Source organism: Nonomuraea sp. MG754425, from assembly GCF_021699195.1.
GTDB lineage: Bacteria > Actinomycetota > Actinomycetes > Streptosporangiales > Streptosporangiaceae > Nonomuraea.
Genome location: NZ_SSXE01000299.1, coordinates 1 through 14,436, shown reverse-complemented (window position 1 = coordinate 14,436; position 14,436 = coordinate 1). Strand labels below are relative to the sequence as shown.

The 14,436-nt window shown below is 66.9% G+C and carries 16 protein-coding genes and 1 pseudogene; 10 read left to right on the top strand and 7 right to left on the bottom strand.

Translation table 11 applies throughout. From position 1 onward, the window contains the following. Positions 1–297 (bottom strand): DoxX family protein (locus tag FAF44_RS50605; protein ID WP_237110656.1); only part of this gene is annotated, 297 nt, incomplete at its 3' end. 285 nt (positions 298–582) lie between these two features. Between FAF44_RS50605 and FAF44_RS50600 the strand changes: the two genes are divergently transcribed. From FAF44_RS50600 to FAF44_RS50580, 5 genes are all read left to right on the top strand, one after another. Next, the gene (locus FAF44_RS50600; protein ID WP_237110655.1) at positions 583–1,224 is read left to right on the top strand and encodes a hypothetical protein; all 642 of its coding nucleotides are present in this window, start codon (positions 583–585) and stop codon (positions 1,222–1,224) included. Next, the gene (locus FAF44_RS50595; protein ID WP_237110654.1) at positions 1,221–1,754 is read left to right on the top strand and encodes a hypothetical protein; all 534 of its coding nucleotides are present in this window, start codon (positions 1,221–1,223) and stop codon (positions 1,752–1,754) included. Before FAF44_RS50600 ends, FAF44_RS50595 begins: the two co-directional genes overlap by 4 nt. Beyond that, a complete protein-coding gene (locus FAF44_RS50590; RefSeq protein WP_237110653.1) occupies positions 1,751–1,948 on the top strand; it encodes a ferredoxin in 198 nt (65 codons plus the stop codon). The genes FAF44_RS50595 and FAF44_RS50590 overlap by 4 nt, the downstream gene beginning before the upstream one ends. A gap of 8 nt (positions 1,949–1,956) precedes the next feature. After that, positions 1,957–3,162 carry an FAD-dependent oxidoreductase gene (locus tag FAF44_RS50585; RefSeq protein ID WP_237110652.1) on the top strand — a complete coding sequence of 402 codons (1,206 nt, stop codon included), beginning with the start codon at positions 1,957–1,959 and terminating at the stop codon, positions 3,160–3,162. A 183-nt stretch (positions 3,163–3,345) separates the two neighbouring features. Beyond that, positions 3,346–4,092, top strand: a complete 747-nt coding sequence (locus tag FAF44_RS50580; RefSeq protein ID WP_237110651.1) for a cyclopropane-fatty-acyl-phospholipid synthase family protein — start codon at positions 3,346–3,348, stop codon at positions 4,090–4,092. Positions 4,093–4,232: 140 nt separating this feature from the next. Here the strand turns inward: FAF44_RS50580 and FAF44_RS50575 are convergent, their stop codons facing one another. Then, positions 4,233–4,775, bottom strand: coding sequence for a TetR/AcrR family transcriptional regulator (locus FAF44_RS50575; RefSeq protein ID WP_237110650.1), 543 nt, complete (start codon positions 4,773–4,775; stop codon positions 4,233–4,235). A 132-nt stretch (positions 4,776–4,907) separates the two neighbouring features. On the opposite strand from FAF44_RS50575, the gene FAF44_RS50570 reads away from it, so the two are divergent. Then, entirely contained in the window at positions 4,908–6,353 is a 1,446-nt protein-coding gene (locus FAF44_RS50570) for an FAD-dependent monooxygenase (protein WP_237110649.1), read from the top strand. 123 nt (positions 6,354–6,476) lie between these two features. On the opposite strand, the gene FAF44_RS50565 is transcribed toward FAF44_RS50570, so the two are convergent. The 4 genes from FAF44_RS50565 to FAF44_RS50550 form a co-directional block, all read right to left on the bottom strand. Beyond that, on the bottom strand, positions 6,477–7,142 hold the full coding sequence (locus FAF44_RS50565) for an NAD(P)-dependent oxidoreductase (RefSeq protein WP_237110648.1): 666 nt from the start codon (positions 7,140–7,142) through the stop codon (positions 6,477–6,479). A 117-nt stretch (positions 7,143–7,259) separates the two neighbouring features. Then, a complete protein-coding gene (locus FAF44_RS50560; RefSeq protein WP_237110647.1) occupies positions 7,260–7,793 on the bottom strand; it encodes a transposase family protein in 534 nt (177 codons plus the stop codon). Beyond that, positions 7,790–8,083 (bottom strand): hypothetical protein, encoded by a 294-nt coding sequence (locus tag FAF44_RS50555; RefSeq protein WP_237110646.1) that lies wholly within the window; start codon positions 8,081–8,083, stop codon positions 7,790–7,792. Before FAF44_RS50555 ends, FAF44_RS50560 begins: the two co-directional genes overlap by 4 nt. Positions 8,084–8,996: 913 nt before the next feature. Beyond that, on the bottom strand, positions 8,997–9,887 hold the full coding sequence (locus FAF44_RS50550) for an LLM class flavin-dependent oxidoreductase (protein WP_237110645.1): 891 nt from the start codon (positions 9,885–9,887) through the stop codon (positions 8,997–8,999). Positions 9,888–9,936: 49 nt separating this feature from the next. Here FAF44_RS50550 and FAF44_RS50545 point away from each other — a divergent pair, with 49 nt between their 5' ends. Beyond that, on the top strand, positions 9,937–10,398 hold the full coding sequence (locus FAF44_RS50545; protein ID WP_237110644.1) for a MarR family winged helix-turn-helix transcriptional regulator: 462 nt from the start codon (positions 9,937–9,939) through the stop codon (positions 10,396–10,398). A 23-nt stretch (positions 10,399–10,421) separates the two neighbouring features. Here the strand turns inward: FAF44_RS50545 and FAF44_RS50540 are convergent. After that, a pseudogene (locus tag FAF44_RS50540) lies at positions 10,422–11,100 on the bottom strand (transposase); the annotation flags it as partial. A gap of 269 nt (positions 11,101–11,369) precedes the next feature. On the opposite strand from FAF44_RS50540, the gene FAF44_RS50535 reads away from it, so the two are divergent. The 3 genes from FAF44_RS50535 (at position 11,370) to FAF44_RS50525 (ending at position 14,377) form a co-directional block, all read left to right on the top strand. Then, entirely contained in the window at positions 11,370–11,687 is a 318-nt protein-coding gene (locus tag FAF44_RS50535) for a hypothetical protein (protein ID WP_237110643.1), read from the top strand. Then, positions 11,684–12,097: a hypothetical protein gene (locus FAF44_RS50530; protein ID WP_237110642.1), complete on the top strand. Its 414-nt coding sequence runs from the start codon at positions 11,684–11,686 to the stop codon at positions 12,095–12,097. The genes FAF44_RS50535 and FAF44_RS50530 overlap by 4 nt, the downstream gene beginning before the upstream one ends. Before the next feature lie 462 nt (positions 12,098–12,559). Next, the gene (locus FAF44_RS50525; protein WP_237110641.1) at positions 12,560–14,377 is read left to right on the top strand and encodes a penicillin-binding transpeptidase domain-containing protein; all 1,818 of its coding nucleotides are present in this window, start codon (positions 12,560–12,562) and stop codon (positions 14,375–14,377) included. The last annotated feature ends 59 nt before the right edge of the window (positions 14,378–14,436 follow it).

Below are 14,436 nucleotides of genomic sequence, written 5' to 3'. Positions count from 1 at the left end.
GACGAAGTCGTAGACGCGCAGATGGGTGAACAGGGCGCAGACGAAGTAGAGGATGAGGCCGGCGGCGGCGGCCGTGCCGATCAGTGGCACGCCGAGGAGCCCGAGCGTCAGTCCGAGCGCGCCCGCCGCCTTCAGCGCGCCGATCGGGAAGATCAGCCACGACTCAGAGACGCCGGCCCTGTCGAGCGCGGGCCCCAGGCTGCGCATGATCGGTTTGAGGCGGGTCATCGCCGCGAAGGCGGAGAAGCCGTTGAGGGCGATCGTCACCAGGGCAACGGTGACGTAGGCGGTGGACATGAAGTCTCCCAGGGATCATCTTGTGGCGGCACGAATCGGCCGGCACCCGGTCATCCCTGAGAGGACCACCGCCCCGGCGAGTGTGACAGCGGTGCGGGGCGAAGTGATGTATGTCGCTCGGTGTCACACTCCAGGTCTCCGGATCCTCTCAGGGCGTGCAGTCTGCTCCATCACGGTCCAGATATCGGGAGGTCGTCACCGATGGCAGTCGCCGAACTCGCCTCAACCGAGAGTGCGGGCGCCATTCCGCTTCCGTCAGGAGAGAAGGAGGTTCTCAAGGTCAATGTGTTCGAGCGGGGAATGTCGCTCAACACCCAGCTCGCGCCGGTGTTCCCGTATGCGGGGCCGGGGGACCTGGTCCCGTGCGCGTGCTTGTTGCGTGGGCGTCCAGGACAGGAGTACGGGCAGTTCTGGCATGAGAACTCCCAGGAAGAGGTCGCCTACGCCTTCGGGGCCAACCTCGCCATGATGCCGACGGGCTCCCTGGTGGTCAGCCCGAAGATCCATGGCGTCAATTCCTTCCTCGCCGAGCCGCACAACCCCGAGGCGTATCTGTTCCTGGTCATCGTGCAACGTCAGACCGATGTGGACGCCAACCCCGAGGAGCAGTACGAGGCGTTCCATCTGCGCTGTTCGGAATGTCAGGAACTCCTGCTGAGACACACCTACAGCGCCGACCCCACGGTGGCGGAGGACCGGTACCCGGCCTTCGCCACCGTGCACGGTGCCGTGGCCGCCACGAACCTGTTCAACGAGGACGAGAAGCTGCGCACCTGCGGCGCGTGCGGCCACCTCAACGTCCCCTTCCCCGTGGCCACCTGGGGCTGGCAGGACTACATCGACCAGACTCGGGCGGTCAACGCCGCTCACGCGCTGGCGCTCGCCACCGCCGCCGGCAAGCTCGCGCCCGGGGAGGCGGCCGAATGATCAAGCGGGGCAGGTTCCAGAACGTGTTCGACCTCGCTGACGAGATCGGCCCATGGGACGAAAGGCTGGTCGCGCCGCCGTACGCCGATCCCCAGGTGTACATGTCACGCAGCGCCGGCCCGCAGCCGTTCTTCCTCATCTGCGCGAAGGACACGCTGGTGATGCAGTGCAGCGGCACCGCCGATGTCCAGTTGCGCCACGTGGGCACGCGCTCCACGCGGCTGCAGATCGGCGACATCCTGTACATCCCGGCCGGGACGCCCAGCCGGATCGAGCCGCGGGAGGAGGCCATCCATCTGCGTTTCAAGGCGATCGACCCGGGCCTGGAGGCGGTGGCCTGGTTCTGCGCGTCCTGCGAGGCCGAGATCTGGCGGTATGAGTTCGACGCGGGGTCGCTCCCCGTCCAGCAGGGCTACGTGGCCGGCTGCCGGGCGTTCAACGCCGAGGTGTCGCACCGTACCTGCGGCTCCTGCCAGGCCGTGCATCCGCAGGTGGACATCACTCGATACGACTGGGCGAGGGCGATATGAGAATCGAAGTGGACCGTGAGCTGTGCGCGGGCTCGGCCACGTGCACGGGATTCGTCCCCACCGCGTTCAAGATCGGCCGGGACGGCAAAGCCGCCCTGCTGATCGAGGACGCCGCCCAGCTCGACGCGGACGCACTGGCCGACGCGGTCGCGAACTGCCCGTTCGAGGCCATCACCCTGACCGAAGCCGGATGAGCTGAGCAGTGCGCCGGATAGTCGTCGTGGGAGCCGGCCTGGCCGGGTTACGCGCCGTCGAAGCGCTGCGCAAGGAGGGCTTCGACGGCGCGATCACGCTGGTGGGTGCGGAGGAGGTCGGACCGTACGACCGTCCCGCCCTGTCGAAGCAGGTGCTGACCGGACACAAGGACCCGGCCGGCACCCTCTACCGTGATGCCGAGCACTTCGCCGATCTACAGGTGGACCTGCGCCTGGGCCTGCCCGCGACCTCACTGGACCTGGCTGCACGCAGGGTCGGGACCGGTGACGGTGACCTTCCCTTCGACGGACTGGTCATCGCGACCGGGTCCACGCCTCGCCTGCCCGCCGTGGCGGACGGGGGATTCCCGGTCCATCGGCTGCGGACGCTGGAGGACGCGCGGCTGCTCAGGAACGTGCTGCCGGAACATCGCCACGTGGTGATCCTCGGAGCCGGGTTCCTCGGCTCCGAGATCGCCTCCAGCGCCCGCGCGCTCGGGTTGGAGGTCACCGTCGTGGAAGCCGCCGCCGTACCGATGGCTCGGGTGGTCGGCACGCGGATCGGTGAAATCTGCGCAGCTCTGCACCGAGCGCACGGAACCCGGTTGATCTGCGGAGCCCAGGTCGTCTCCGTGGCCGGATCGGGCCGGATCGGCCTCGCCGACGGGCGGATCATCGAAGGCGACCTCGTGATCGCGGCGATCGGAGCAACACCGCAGACCCGGTGGCTGGCCGGCACCGGGCTGGTCGGCACCGGGCTGGCCGGGGCCGACGGCGTGGCCTGCGACGCTTACCTGAACGCCGGGCACCCGGCCGTGTACGCCGCCGGCGACGTCGCGCGGTGGCCGAATCCGCTGTTCGGCACCTCCATGCGGACCGAGCAGTGGACCAACGCGGTGGAGCAGGCCCGTCGTGCCACCGCCAACCTGCTGGCCGGGCCGGGAAAGGGACGCCCGTACGCGGGCTCCAACTATTTCTGGTCCGACCAGTACGGCGTGCGCATCCAAAGTGCCGGCATCGCCGACGCCGATGAGGTCCGCATCGTCCACGGGTCGCCGGCGGACTTTCGTTTCCTGGCCTATTACCGCAAGGGCGACCGGCTCGTCGGCGCCTTCGCCATGGACCTGCCCGTGCCGCTGATCCGCAGCAAACTGCTGATCGAGGCCCGCACACACTGGGAGGAGGCGCTTTCGCTGGTGGAAGCAGGAGTGTGACATTCAACCGCCAAGAGTGACCTATATCTCATCCGCCGGATGCTCATTTACCAGGTGTTTGAACGCGGGCTAAAGTCGCGGACCACGATCTCATGACGGAGGAGTTGCTTTATATGAGGGTCAATCACGTGCGTAATCTCGCCAATCTGATTATCCGACCGACGCACGCTAGGAATCATTCCGTTGGATCTGCCACGTAGCTTCACCATCCGGGAGCACAGTCACCGGATTCTCAACCCGTTCACCTCGGAGAAACTCGCCACGCTGGGAGCCGCGATCGGGCTGCGCCCCGGCGCCTCCGTACTCGATCTGTGCTGCGGCAAGGGCGAGATGCTGGCCACCTGGGCTCGCGACCACGGCATCACCGGCACCGGCGTGGACATCAGCACGGTCTTCCTGGCCGCCGCGCACCAGCGCGCCGCCGAACTCGGCGTCACCGGCCAAGTGACGTTCCTGCACGACAACGCCGCCGACCACATGACGACCGGCCACGTCGACGTCGCGGCGTGCATCGGCGCGACCTGGATCGGCGACGGCGTCGCCGGAACCGTCGCACTGCTGGAACGCAGCCTGCGGCCGGGCGGCACCATACTGATCGGCGAGCCCTTCTGGCGGGCGGAACCGCCGGACCAGGAGGCCGTCGAGGGCTGCCATGCCCAGACGCGGGAGGATCACCAGAGCCTGCCTGACCTCATCGCGCTCTTCGACGGGCTCGGATACGACGTCGTCGAGATGGTGCTGGCCGACGAGGACAGCTGGGACCGATACGTGGCCGCCCAGTGGCTGAACATCCGGACCTGGCTGGACGCCCACCCCGACGACGAACTCGCCCCCGAACTTCGGGCCGAGCTGTCACGGGAACCGACGCGCTACACCCGATACCAGCGACCCCTGCTCGGATGGGGCGTGTTCGCACTCATGAAACGCTGACGATCTCTCTCCGGCCCGGCTCTCCCCGCCGGGCCGGAGACCACGGCGGCAGCACCTTCCCACTGTCCGCCGCGGCGTTCAGGCCGTTTAAGATGGGTGGTCCTGCGTCCGGGCGGCACGTGGTGGCCGGTCGAGCGGCCTCATTTCGTGCCGGCGAAGCCGAACAGGAGGCCGTCGACCAGAGCGGTGAGTTCGTCGGGCCCGGGCAAGGGCGTGTCGACAGCGACGCGGATGGCGATGATGCCCGAGATCAGGTCCGCGATCAGCAGAGGGCTTGTCGCTGCGGGAAGCTCGCCCCTCGACACCGCGCGGTCGATCAGCACGGTGATCAGCTCCAGGCGGCGGCCCAGCACCGCGCGGAACAGGTCGATGAAGGCGGGGTCGCGGCATGCCTCGCCGAGCGCCTGCCGCATCAGCATGCGAATGCGCGGGTCGCTGAACACCTGCATGATCTGCGACAGCGTCGTGTGCAGATCGCCGCGCAGGGAGCCGGTGTCGGCCGAGGTGAACCGCTCGATGCTGACCTGGGAGAACGCCTCCACGATCAGGTCCTTTTTGGTCGGATAGCGACGGAACACCGTGGTACGGCCCACACCCGCCTGGGCAGCCACGTCGTCGAAGGTCATGTCGAGCCCCCGCTCGAACAGCAGCCCGGCCATCGCCGTCCGGATGGCGGCGTCCACCTCCGGATCCGGCCTGCGGCCCCCGCGGTTGGTCGGCATACACGCTCCTTGACAAGTTCCGGTACTCATAGTATCTAATAGCCAATCGGTACTTCGAGTACCGGAACTTTGAGTATCGAATGGAGGGGCGCGATGAGCGTCATCGTCGTCGGAGCCGGGCCGACCGGCCTGACCCTGGCCGGAGATCTCGCCGCCGCGGGAGTCCCGGTCAAGATCCTGGAACGGCGGGCCGAGGAGTCCAACCTCACCCGGGCCTTCGCCGTACATGCCCGCACGCTGGAAATGCTCGACATGCGCGGCCTGGCCGACGGGCTCATCGCCCAGGGAATCCAGGTCCCGCAGGTACGGGTGCACCTGAAGGGCGCGGAACTGGCATTCGACATACGCCACCCGGACAGCCGCTTCCCGTACGTGCTCATCCTGCGGCAGGCGCGCACCGAGGCCGCGCTGGAGGAACGCGCCCGGGACCTGGGCGTCGAGATCGTCCGCGGCGCCGAAGTGACCGGCCTGACGCAGGACGCCGACGGCGTCACGCTCGCCCTGAGCGCCGGGGGCAGCGAACGCGCCGATTACGTCGCAGGCTGCGACGGAGCACACAGCGCTGTGCGGCGCCTACTCGGGGTGGGGTTCGCCGGCAAAAGTTACGACACCCGCATCCTGCTGGCCGACGTCCTGCTCAAACGCCCGCTGCCGCTGGCCGTGAACCCGTTCATCGGAGACGACGGCGCCGCACTGTTGCCGCCCTACGGCGACGGCTGGTTCCGCGCCACCATCTGGGACCGGACCGGCCAGCACCTCCCGATCGATCAGCCCGTCGACATAGAAGAGGTGCGCGACTCGCTGCGCAGGATCGCCGGCGACGACCTGGGGCTGGCGGAGATGAGCTGGTCCACCCGGTTCCTCAGCGAGCGCCGGCAGGCCCGCGCCTACCGCGTCGGCCGGGTCTTCCTGGCCGGGGACGCCGCGCACGTGCACTCACCGCTCGGCGCCATGGGGATGAGCACCGGAATCCAGGACGCGGCGAACCTGTCCTGGAAGCTCGCCGCCGCCTGCCAGGGATGGGCGCCGCCCTGGCTGCTGGACAGCTATCAGTCCGAACGCCACCCGGTCGGCCGTACCGTACTGCGCCTCACCGACCTGCTGCGCCGCCTGGCCGACGCGCCGGCACCGGTCCGGCTCCTGCGCCCGTACCTCGCGCCCGCGCTCATCAATAACCCGAAGATCTCCGAAAAGGCCCGGCTGACACTCTCGGGCCTGGGCATCCACTACCCGGTCCCGGACGGCGTACCCGCCTCACCGCTGACCGGCCGGCGCCTGCCCGACCTGCCGATCGGCTCCGGCCGGCTCTACGAACGACTACGCGGCCGCTACCTCCTGATCGACGCCACCACCGCGCACGAGACGGCCCGGCCGTGGCACGACCGCGTCGACGTGCTGCCCACCGGCGGACCGGCCGTCTACGACGAGGCCACCACCCTCCTGATCCGCCCCGACGGCTACCTGGCCTGGACCGCCACCCACCCCGGCCCGCAGCAGACCCGCCAGGCGCTACGCCAATGGTGCGGGCAGGCCCGATGACGCACAACGAGCGCACCGCCGGGCGCCGGCCCTCTGCTTGGGGCATCCACAGCCGCTGCGCCCCCGGCAAGCGGCAGGGAGTAGCTGATTCAGGCTCCTCACGCTGACGCGGAGAGGTTGTCACTAGTACCCGACGGTGACGACCTCGCGCACGGTCTGTGGCTGCCCCGCCAAGGTAAGCATCAGGTGTGCGGCATCGGCGCGCCCGATCTGCAAGCCGCGGCGCAGGGCATGTCCGCGAGCGGTCCGATAGACACCGGTCAGCGGTTTGTCGACCACGTACGGGATGCGCATGACCGTCCAATCGAGGTCGGTCTTGCGCAGGTCATACTCCATCAACGCGACATCCCTCAGGTGCTCTCCGAGCACCACCTTGGTCAGCGGCGTACTCAGGTACTGCATGACAAGGCCGGCCCCGGGCTCGCGCGTGGGAGGATTAGGACGGTCGGGCACGGGGATCGTGGCGACGCCTACGCCGCTGATGACGACGAGACGGCGTGTGCCCGTACGGGTCATCGCCTCGACGATGGCGCGGGTGCCCATCGAGACGATACCGTTCTCCGCCCTCTTCTGCGGGCCGAGCCCGGACAGCACCGCATCCGCACCGTAAATGGCGGACTGAATCGTCGCGGGATCTGGAGTGTTCAGGTCCGCGATCACCGTACGCACTTCCACCGTGAGCTTCCTGGGGTTACGAACCACCGCCGTGATGTCATGTCCCGCGTCAACGGCCTGCCGTAACACGTGCTGACCGACACGACCGGTGCCCCCGAAAACCGTCAGTTTCATCGCCGCTTCCTTTCTTCCGTTTCGCGTTCATGCATGCAAGAGGGAATGAGCGCCGATATCTGTGACGCACATGAAGGAAGTGTGAGCTGAGTTACAGAAAGGTGCAATGACGTGATCTCAGCGAATTCCCGGTAGGTAATCGTGCTCGAAGTGAGTGAGGACAAGCGCGGCGCATGCGATGTCACCGATTCGGCTGGGGCTGACGGTGATGTGCTGCAGGGTTCGCCAGCGGCCTTTGAGCAGGGCGAATCCGCGTTCGCCGAGACAGCGCAGGGCGCGTAGAAGTCGGTTGTCGGTGCGGTTGTCCGGCCTGAGGATCTGCTCACCTTGAGGTTGCTTGATCGGCGTGTGGACACCGATGCCGATACCGTTGTAGCCGCTGTCCGCGAGGGTGGGCAGCTCGGCTGCAACTGCGGCTGCGGTGTACAGGGCACCCAGCACGTGCGTACGGGCGGCGGACAGGTCGTGGACGGAATCTGGTTCGCCCTGGCCGATCCACAGCGGCAGACCGTCGGGTGCTGACAACGCTCGGAGGTTGCCGGCGTGCTGGTGGGCCTTGCCGGAGTACCAGGCGTCGATGGATTCGCCCTTGACGCTGAGGGTCTGCTCGGCGCAGCGGTCGATGGGGATCAGGGTGCCGTCCAGGATCACGTACGCCAGTCCGTCGGCGTGGGCGCGATCGAGGGCTTCGTGTAGATCAGGTGCTTGAGCTGCGAGAACTTCGGTTCCCTCGTGGATGTAACGGTAGGCGGTGGCCTGGGCGAGAGACGTCCGGGGTGAGCTCCTCTGACTCTGAGGGCCCGGCCGGCCTCGCCGAGGATGCGGATCATGTCGCGGGCGGTCAGCATCTCGAGTCCCAGTGAGATGGTAGGTCTGGCCGTGGTGGCCGTCCTGGTCAGGTGGATGTGTGCGGACTCCGGCGTGCTGAAGCGTGACGTCATCAGCGGCGATTGTGATCCACGCCTCACGGCGAACGCCTCGACCATGCGGAGCACGTCGATCAGTTCCGGTGTACAGGGGCGGGAGTGGACGGCGAAAGCCAAGGTCAGCTCGCCGGCCCCATGGATGAGTCGGCCAGGCCCCAGGTGAGACTCGGCTCACACTTTCGGACAGGTGTCACACTCCGCCTGCCCGTTCTTCTCTCAGGTCTGTCGAAACAAGGGGACTGCTGGCGACAGACGTCTTCAAGCAGGGACGTGTCGAGTTCGGCAAGCCGATCTGGCTCTACAAGGACGGGCTGGGACGTTGAGCCTGAACAGATCGCGTGAGACCCGTCGCTAACGACAGTGCCATCAAGCCCGCCGGCCTCGAGGCTGTGCCGTAAAGTGCTGATCACGACCGTGCCGTTCGCGCTGAGGCCTGACCACGAGATAGCGCGGCGCTGGGGACCCACCAGATGCACCCTGGGCCTCCCGAAGCCGTTCGCCGTCGTCAGCTACGGCTCAGCAGCAGGCGGCGCGGCCGCTCGTGCCGTTCCCAACAGCCGGGTCTTGGAACACAGAGTTCATTCTGTTGCGACGAAGCCAGCGTCTTCCGAATGACGCCGACCGGCTCACAGTCCGGCTAGCACCTCCAGCCTGATTCTCCTCCCGAAGATCGCCAACAGCGTCACGGTGTTGGTGGTGTCTCCTGCTCCGGGCCGTCAGGCAGACCCATGCGATCTCCGCATGAGCCAAACCTCAAAGCCATTGTCCTGGCGCCGGGTCGATGGTCGTCGTGGGCCGCAGTTGGTCAGGCAGCGGTCAAAGGTCACGTCGGTCAGGTCACGCCATTGGGTGACGGGAACTGCTGACCCAGAGAGTTCTCCGCGAGCGTTCCTTGCGCGGTTTGCTGACGTTGTTCCAGGAGTGGTGATCAGCGTAGAGCGGGGACGATCTCGCGCGCCAGGCGCTCGGCCTGCTCGTCCGGCGCGTCGCCGACCGGCATGAAGTTGAGAACGCTGAACCCGAGGTCTTGGAAACCGCGCAGGGTGTCGATGAGGAGGGATGGTGACCCGGCCAGCGTGCCGACAGCCGGCTTGGCGTGCTCGTCCACGCGGATCGCGATGTTGTAGGCGCAGGTGATCTCCTCGGGCGCGCGGCCGGCTTGGCGGGCTGCGGCCAGCAGGCGTTCGCGCATCGCCGTGATCTCGCCGGGGCCGGCGAAGGAGTAGGAAGGGATCCAGCCGTCCGCCAGGCGACCGGTGACGGCCAGGGCGCGCGGGCCGAACGTGCCGAGCCAGATGGGGATGCGCCTTGCGGGTTTGGGCTCGATTCTGGCGTGCTCGGTGTGGTGGTGGTGGCCTTTGAAGGTGAACGACTCCTCTGACCACAGTCCGCGGATGATCTGGACTGCCTCGGCCAGGCCGTCCACCTTCTGGCGAGCGGTGGGCACGGGCATGCCGAAGGCGCGGAACTCCTCGTCGGAGTAGCCGCCGCCCAGGCCGAGGATGAGCCGGCCGCCGGACAGGCGGTCGAAGGTCTCGCTCATCTTGGCGACCATGGCGACGTTGCGGTATGGCACGCCGAGCACACGGGTGGCGATCTCGATCCGGGTGGTGGCGGCGGCGATCCAGGACAACATCGTCCAGGTCTCATGGCTGGGGTGCGCGGTGCATGGGTGGTCGGAAGCCGAAACGAAATCGAAGCCGAGTTCTTCGGCCCTGCGGGCGTCGGCCACGGGATCGGCGCCGGGGGCGGCCGAGGTGGAGATGTTCAGGCCGATCCGCATGCGCGCGCTTCCTATCGAGTAGGCGAAAGTTGACATGTCAACAACACTAGGCGGGCTTTGATGACGTGTCAACTAAGCTGATGGCATGACGGAAGACGTTCGATGGCTCGACCCGGTGGAGGCCCGGGCATGGCTCGGCTACCGGCGCATGTCCCTGCTACTCGGCCGACGGCTCGCCCGCGACCTGGCGCAGGCATCCGGCCTGTCGGAAGCCGACTACGACGTGCTGTCCAACCTGTCGGAGGCGCCCGGCGCCAGCATCCGGCTGACCGAGTTGGCCGTGCACCTGAGGTGGTCCACGAGTCGCTTGTCACACCACCTGACGCGCATGCGGCAACGGGGCCTGGTCGCCCGGCATGAGCACCCCTCCGACGGGCGCGGCGCGGTCATCACGCTGACCGCCGAAGGGCAGCGCACGATCCAGGAGGCCGCCCCCGGCCATGTCGCCTCGGTACGCGAACACTTCATCGACCTGCTGACACCGGAGCAGCTCAAGGCATTCGGCGACCTGTCCTGGACCGTGGTCGAGCGGCTGAACGAGACCTAGGAAGCTGGTGTTAAGTGGGTCATCCCGGTATGGCAGTCGGAGATCACCAGGCTGACACCGGACAGGCCGCGGGCCACCAGGCCGCGCAGGAACGCCAGCCAGCCTGCCCCGTCCTCGGACGACACCACGTCGATGCCGAGGATCTCGCGATGCCTGTTGGCGTTGACGCCGGTCGCGACCAGCGCGTGCACGTTGACCGTGCGGCCGCCCTCGAGCACCCTCTGCGTGAGGGCGTCGATCCACACGAACGTGTACGGCCCGGCGTCCAACGGCCGGTCACGGAACTCGCTCACCATCTGGTCCAGCTCCCGGGCCATCACGCTGACCTGCGATTTGGACAGCCGGGTCACCTCGAGTTGCTCGGCCAGCCGCTTCACCCGCCGGGTCGAGACGCCCAGCAGGTAGGAGGTGGCCACCACCAAGGCCGGCGCCCGCTCGGCCCGCCGCTGCCGCTCCAGCAGCCAGTCTGGATAGTACGAGCCCGGGATGGCCGGCTCGACCGTCCCGGCGCGGGCGTCCCACTCGCGCCGCCGGTAGCCATTGCGCGAGTTCGCCCGCGCCTCCGACACCTCGCCGTAGCCGGCGCTGCTCAACCTCGGCATCCATCATCATCTGCGCTATCCGCACCACCATCTCGCGCAGCACATCGGGCGAGGTGGTGGCGAAGGTCTCGTCAAACCACTCACCCTGAGCAGGCAGAATGTCTTTAGTGGCCACTTCTCGTTCTCCTTCTTATGCCTTCGACAGCTGTGAAGGATCGCGGAGTGGCCGCCCTCATGTCACATCGATCTTCCCGTACGGGCGTCAAGGTGACGAACAGGTTCAAACCGGTACATCACTCCCGTGGACGCTAACCCGAAGAGAAGAGAAGAGGAGAAGGAGGAGAGTTCACGATACGCCGTCCGGTATGAAACAGGTCACATCGCCGCTGATGCTGTCACCTATCCTGGCCCGCGCGTCCTCTTGGTGGCATGACAAGCAGAGCGCCTACGCGGGTACTGAGAACGCCCGACGACCGTTTCGACGACCTACCCGTCTGCCCCTTCGATCCGCACTACACCGAGATCGCCGTCAGGGAAGAACTCGGCACCACCTTTCGCGTGCACTACCTCGACCTGGCGGGAGCAAGGCAGTTCCCGCTGCTCGTGCCGGTCTCGCCGCAGGAAGGGGCCGCATCGGTCAATCGTGAGACCAGGGCCGTGCGGGAGAAGCTGGAGACCACGTTCCAGAAGGAGCAGCCGAGGCGACTGGCCGGGGCCATCGGGGACTTCATCGGCGGCAGGCCATGACCGAGGGCACGTTCAACGCGCGGCACGCCGCCTCATCCCGCAGCACCGTACCGCGATTCCTTCTGGCAATGCGGGTCGTGGTGACGCTGCAGGCGGTGGCCTTGTTGGTGCAGTCAATCACGGCCGGGCTGCTGTTGGGCTCACCTGACGGCCGGATGCTGCACGGGCTGACGGCGCTGGCGGTCGTGTTCACCACTGCGGTTCAGCTCCTCGTCGCGATCCTGGTGTGGCGTCCGGGCGGTGGCTCTCCACGATTTCTCGCCAACAGCGCTTTTATGCTGGTCCTGTCCATGGCCGAAGCAGCGCTCGGCGAAGCCCATGCCCCTGGACTTCATGTGCCTCTCGGAGTTTTGCTGTTCGGCTGGAGTGTCATATTGCTCTTGAGGGTGTGGTCCGGAGGCCGCGCTTAGATCGCCGCCGCGTCGTGACGACGTCGAACCGGGCGGCTCTGCGCAGGCCGGAGCAGGATGTTCGATCTGCCTCGTTTGGCCGGGCTCGGGTGCGCTCCGACGCCGCCAGTGGTTCGACGATGAGCCGATCGCATCCACGGCCGTGACCGCATCGGGGTGTGCCCGGCCAGTGGCGTATATCGATCTTGTTTGATTATTGGGTGCTCGGGGTTATGCGGCCTTTGTGGGCGATGGTGAAGGCGTTGAGAGCAGCTTTCCAGCGGGTGATCCAGCGTTTGAAGGGGCTGTGATATGCGTGAGTGGTCCAGTGAAGCAGCAGGACTTGCAGGAGATGTCCCGGGCCGTCCGCCGGCTCAACCGCTGAAGCCTGGCCTGCGCCGGGTTTTGGCTGGGGCCCTTACCATGACAGTTGTTGGCTCGACGCTAACCGGGTGTTTCGAGGAGCCTTCCGCGCACGATGCCGTGCGCGACTTCCTGGTCGGCTGGCAAGTGGGCGACTACGCTTTGGCAGGCAGGCGTACGGACGGTGATCCGAGGGTGGTCGCCAAGGCGTTGGAGGACACCCGTGTCCACCTGGACGCGGCATCTTTTCGGTTCAAAATCAAGAGCTTGACCAGGAACGGCGATGAGTCGACGGCTGGCTTCTCGACCGTGGTCGACCTCGGTGATAACAACTCGCCATGGGGATACACGAGCAGGCTGCCGCTGCACCTGGTCGACGGCGTGTGGAAAGTGCGGTGGTCACCTAGCGTCATCCACCCGCAGTTGCACGAAGGGCTGCGGTTCGCAGTGAAGTCAGAGTCCCAGGCGCGCCGCCCGGTACTCGACCGCACACGTGAGCCGCTGCAGACAGACACCGAAGTCTATGTCGCAGGCGTAACCCCGCTCGCCCTCGGTGATGCGGCGGAGAAGGCGGTCGAGCGGCTCGCCGGACTCACCGGCTTCGCCCAAGATCGGATGCTGAGCCGTATCAAATCGGCGCCCCCCAGCGATTTCGTGCCGCTCGTCACTTTTAGCCGCGTGAAGTATCGCCTCCTCGAGGCGAGGCTCACCGCGATTCCCGGCGTGACAGTCCGGGAAGAGAGCGTGCTGTTCGCGCCCTTACCACCCAAGCAGATCGTGGGCACCGTGAGCGCTCTGAGCGCGGAAACAGAGCAGAAGTTGGGTGGTCCACAACACGCGGGCGACTCCGTTGGTTTAACCGGGCTGCAGAAGGCATACCAGGACAACCTCACGGGCTCCACGCGAACCTCGGTGGTCCTGCTTGACCTCAAGAACGGCAAGCAGGCGGCCGAGTTGAAGACGTGGTCTGGACGCTCGACCGTGCCCATCGAGACGACGATCGACAGCACGATGCAGGCGGCCGCCGAGACGGTGCTGGCGGAGTCCAGGTCGGCGGCCTTGGTGGCGGTAAAAGCCTCCACGGGAGAGGTGCTAGCAGTGAGCACCTCCGAGAACCTCAACGAGGTGAAGGACGGGCTGGCGGGCAGGTACCCGGCCGGTACCACCTTCTCGATCATCGCGGCCGAGGCGTTGCTGAAGAAGGGCGTCAAGCCCAACCAGCGGCTGACCTGTCCCGCCGAGCGGTCGGTTGGTGGGGCCGAGTTCGAGCAGGCGGGCCTGACAACCACCGTCACGCAAAGCTTCCAGTCGAACTTTGCCAAGAGTTGCGTTACTGCGCTCGCCTCGCTCGCCCGCAGGGTAAGCGCTGATGAGCTCAACCAGGCTGCGGCCGACTTCGGCATCGGCAAGCCGTGGAAGCTGCCCCTGAAGTCCTTCAGCGGCACGCTGGGCCCGCTTTCCTCTGACGCCGACAAAGCGAAGGCCATCGCAGGGCAGAACGTCGAGGTAAGCCCCCTGACAATGGCGCTGCTCGCTGGAGCCGTCGCCAAAGGCACCTGGCGGCCGCCGTTGCTGGTCGTCAGGCCAGCCACACCAGACTCCACCACCGTGAGGCTGCCCGCTCCCGTTCCGATCGACGCCAAAACGCTGCCCGTGCTGCGGGCGATGATGCGTGCAGGCGTTACGACGGGTTCAGCGGCCGCAGCGGCCTCTGACGGCGAGGAGGTATCGGGCATCACCGCTCCGGTGACCGGTAAGAGAAGAGGTCAGGCGTGGTTCGTGGGATGGCAAGGCGATGTGGCCGTGGCCGTCATAGCGGAGAATGCCAACCCTGCGGCCTATGCTGGCCGCTTTTTTCAGGCTCAGCGGCGCCGCCTCCTTCCGCGTCAGAGTCAATGGGCTCTTGAGCACTCTCTGGGGAGCGGTTACCTGGAGTGACGTCGAGGGCAGTCTGAAGACCTCTAGGCAAGCCCGGCTGGGTGGAGATTTGGCAACTC

Excerpts from the sequence above, each read along its gene's own strand:
- FAF44_RS50595 (WP_237110654.1), top strand. The coding sequence starts at position 1,221 with ATGATCAAGCGGGGCAGGTTCCAGAACGTGTTCGACCTCGCTGACGAG.
- FAF44_RS50590 (WP_237110653.1), top strand. The coding sequence starts at position 1,751 with ATGAGAATCGAAGTGGACCGTGAGCTGTGCGCGGGCTCGGCCACGTGC.
- FAF44_RS50570 (WP_237110649.1), top strand. The coding sequence starts at position 4,908 with ATGAGCGTCATCGTCGTCGGAGCCGGGCCGACCGGCCTGACCCTGGCC.
- FAF44_RS50565 (WP_237110648.1), bottom strand. The coding sequence starts at position 7,142 with ATGAAACTGACGGTTTTCGGGGGCACCGGTCGTGTCGGTCAGCACGTG.
- FAF44_RS50555 (WP_237110646.1), bottom strand. The coding sequence starts at position 8,083 with ATGACGTCACGCTTCAGCACGCCGGAGTCCGCACACATCCACCTGACC.
- FAF44_RS50550 (WP_237110645.1), bottom strand. The coding sequence starts at position 9,887 with ATGTCAACTTTCGCCTACTCGATAGGAAGCGCGCGCATGCGGATCGGC.
- FAF44_RS50545 (WP_237110644.1), top strand. The coding sequence starts at position 9,937 with ATGACGGAAGACGTTCGATGGCTCGACCCGGTGGAGGCCCGGGCATGG.
- FAF44_RS50535 (WP_237110643.1), top strand. The coding sequence starts at position 11,370 with ATGACAAGCAGAGCGCCTACGCGGGTACTGAGAACGCCCGACGACCGT.
- FAF44_RS50530 (WP_237110642.1), top strand. The coding sequence starts at position 11,684 with ATGACCGAGGGCACGTTCAACGCGCGGCACGCCGCCTCATCCCGCAGC.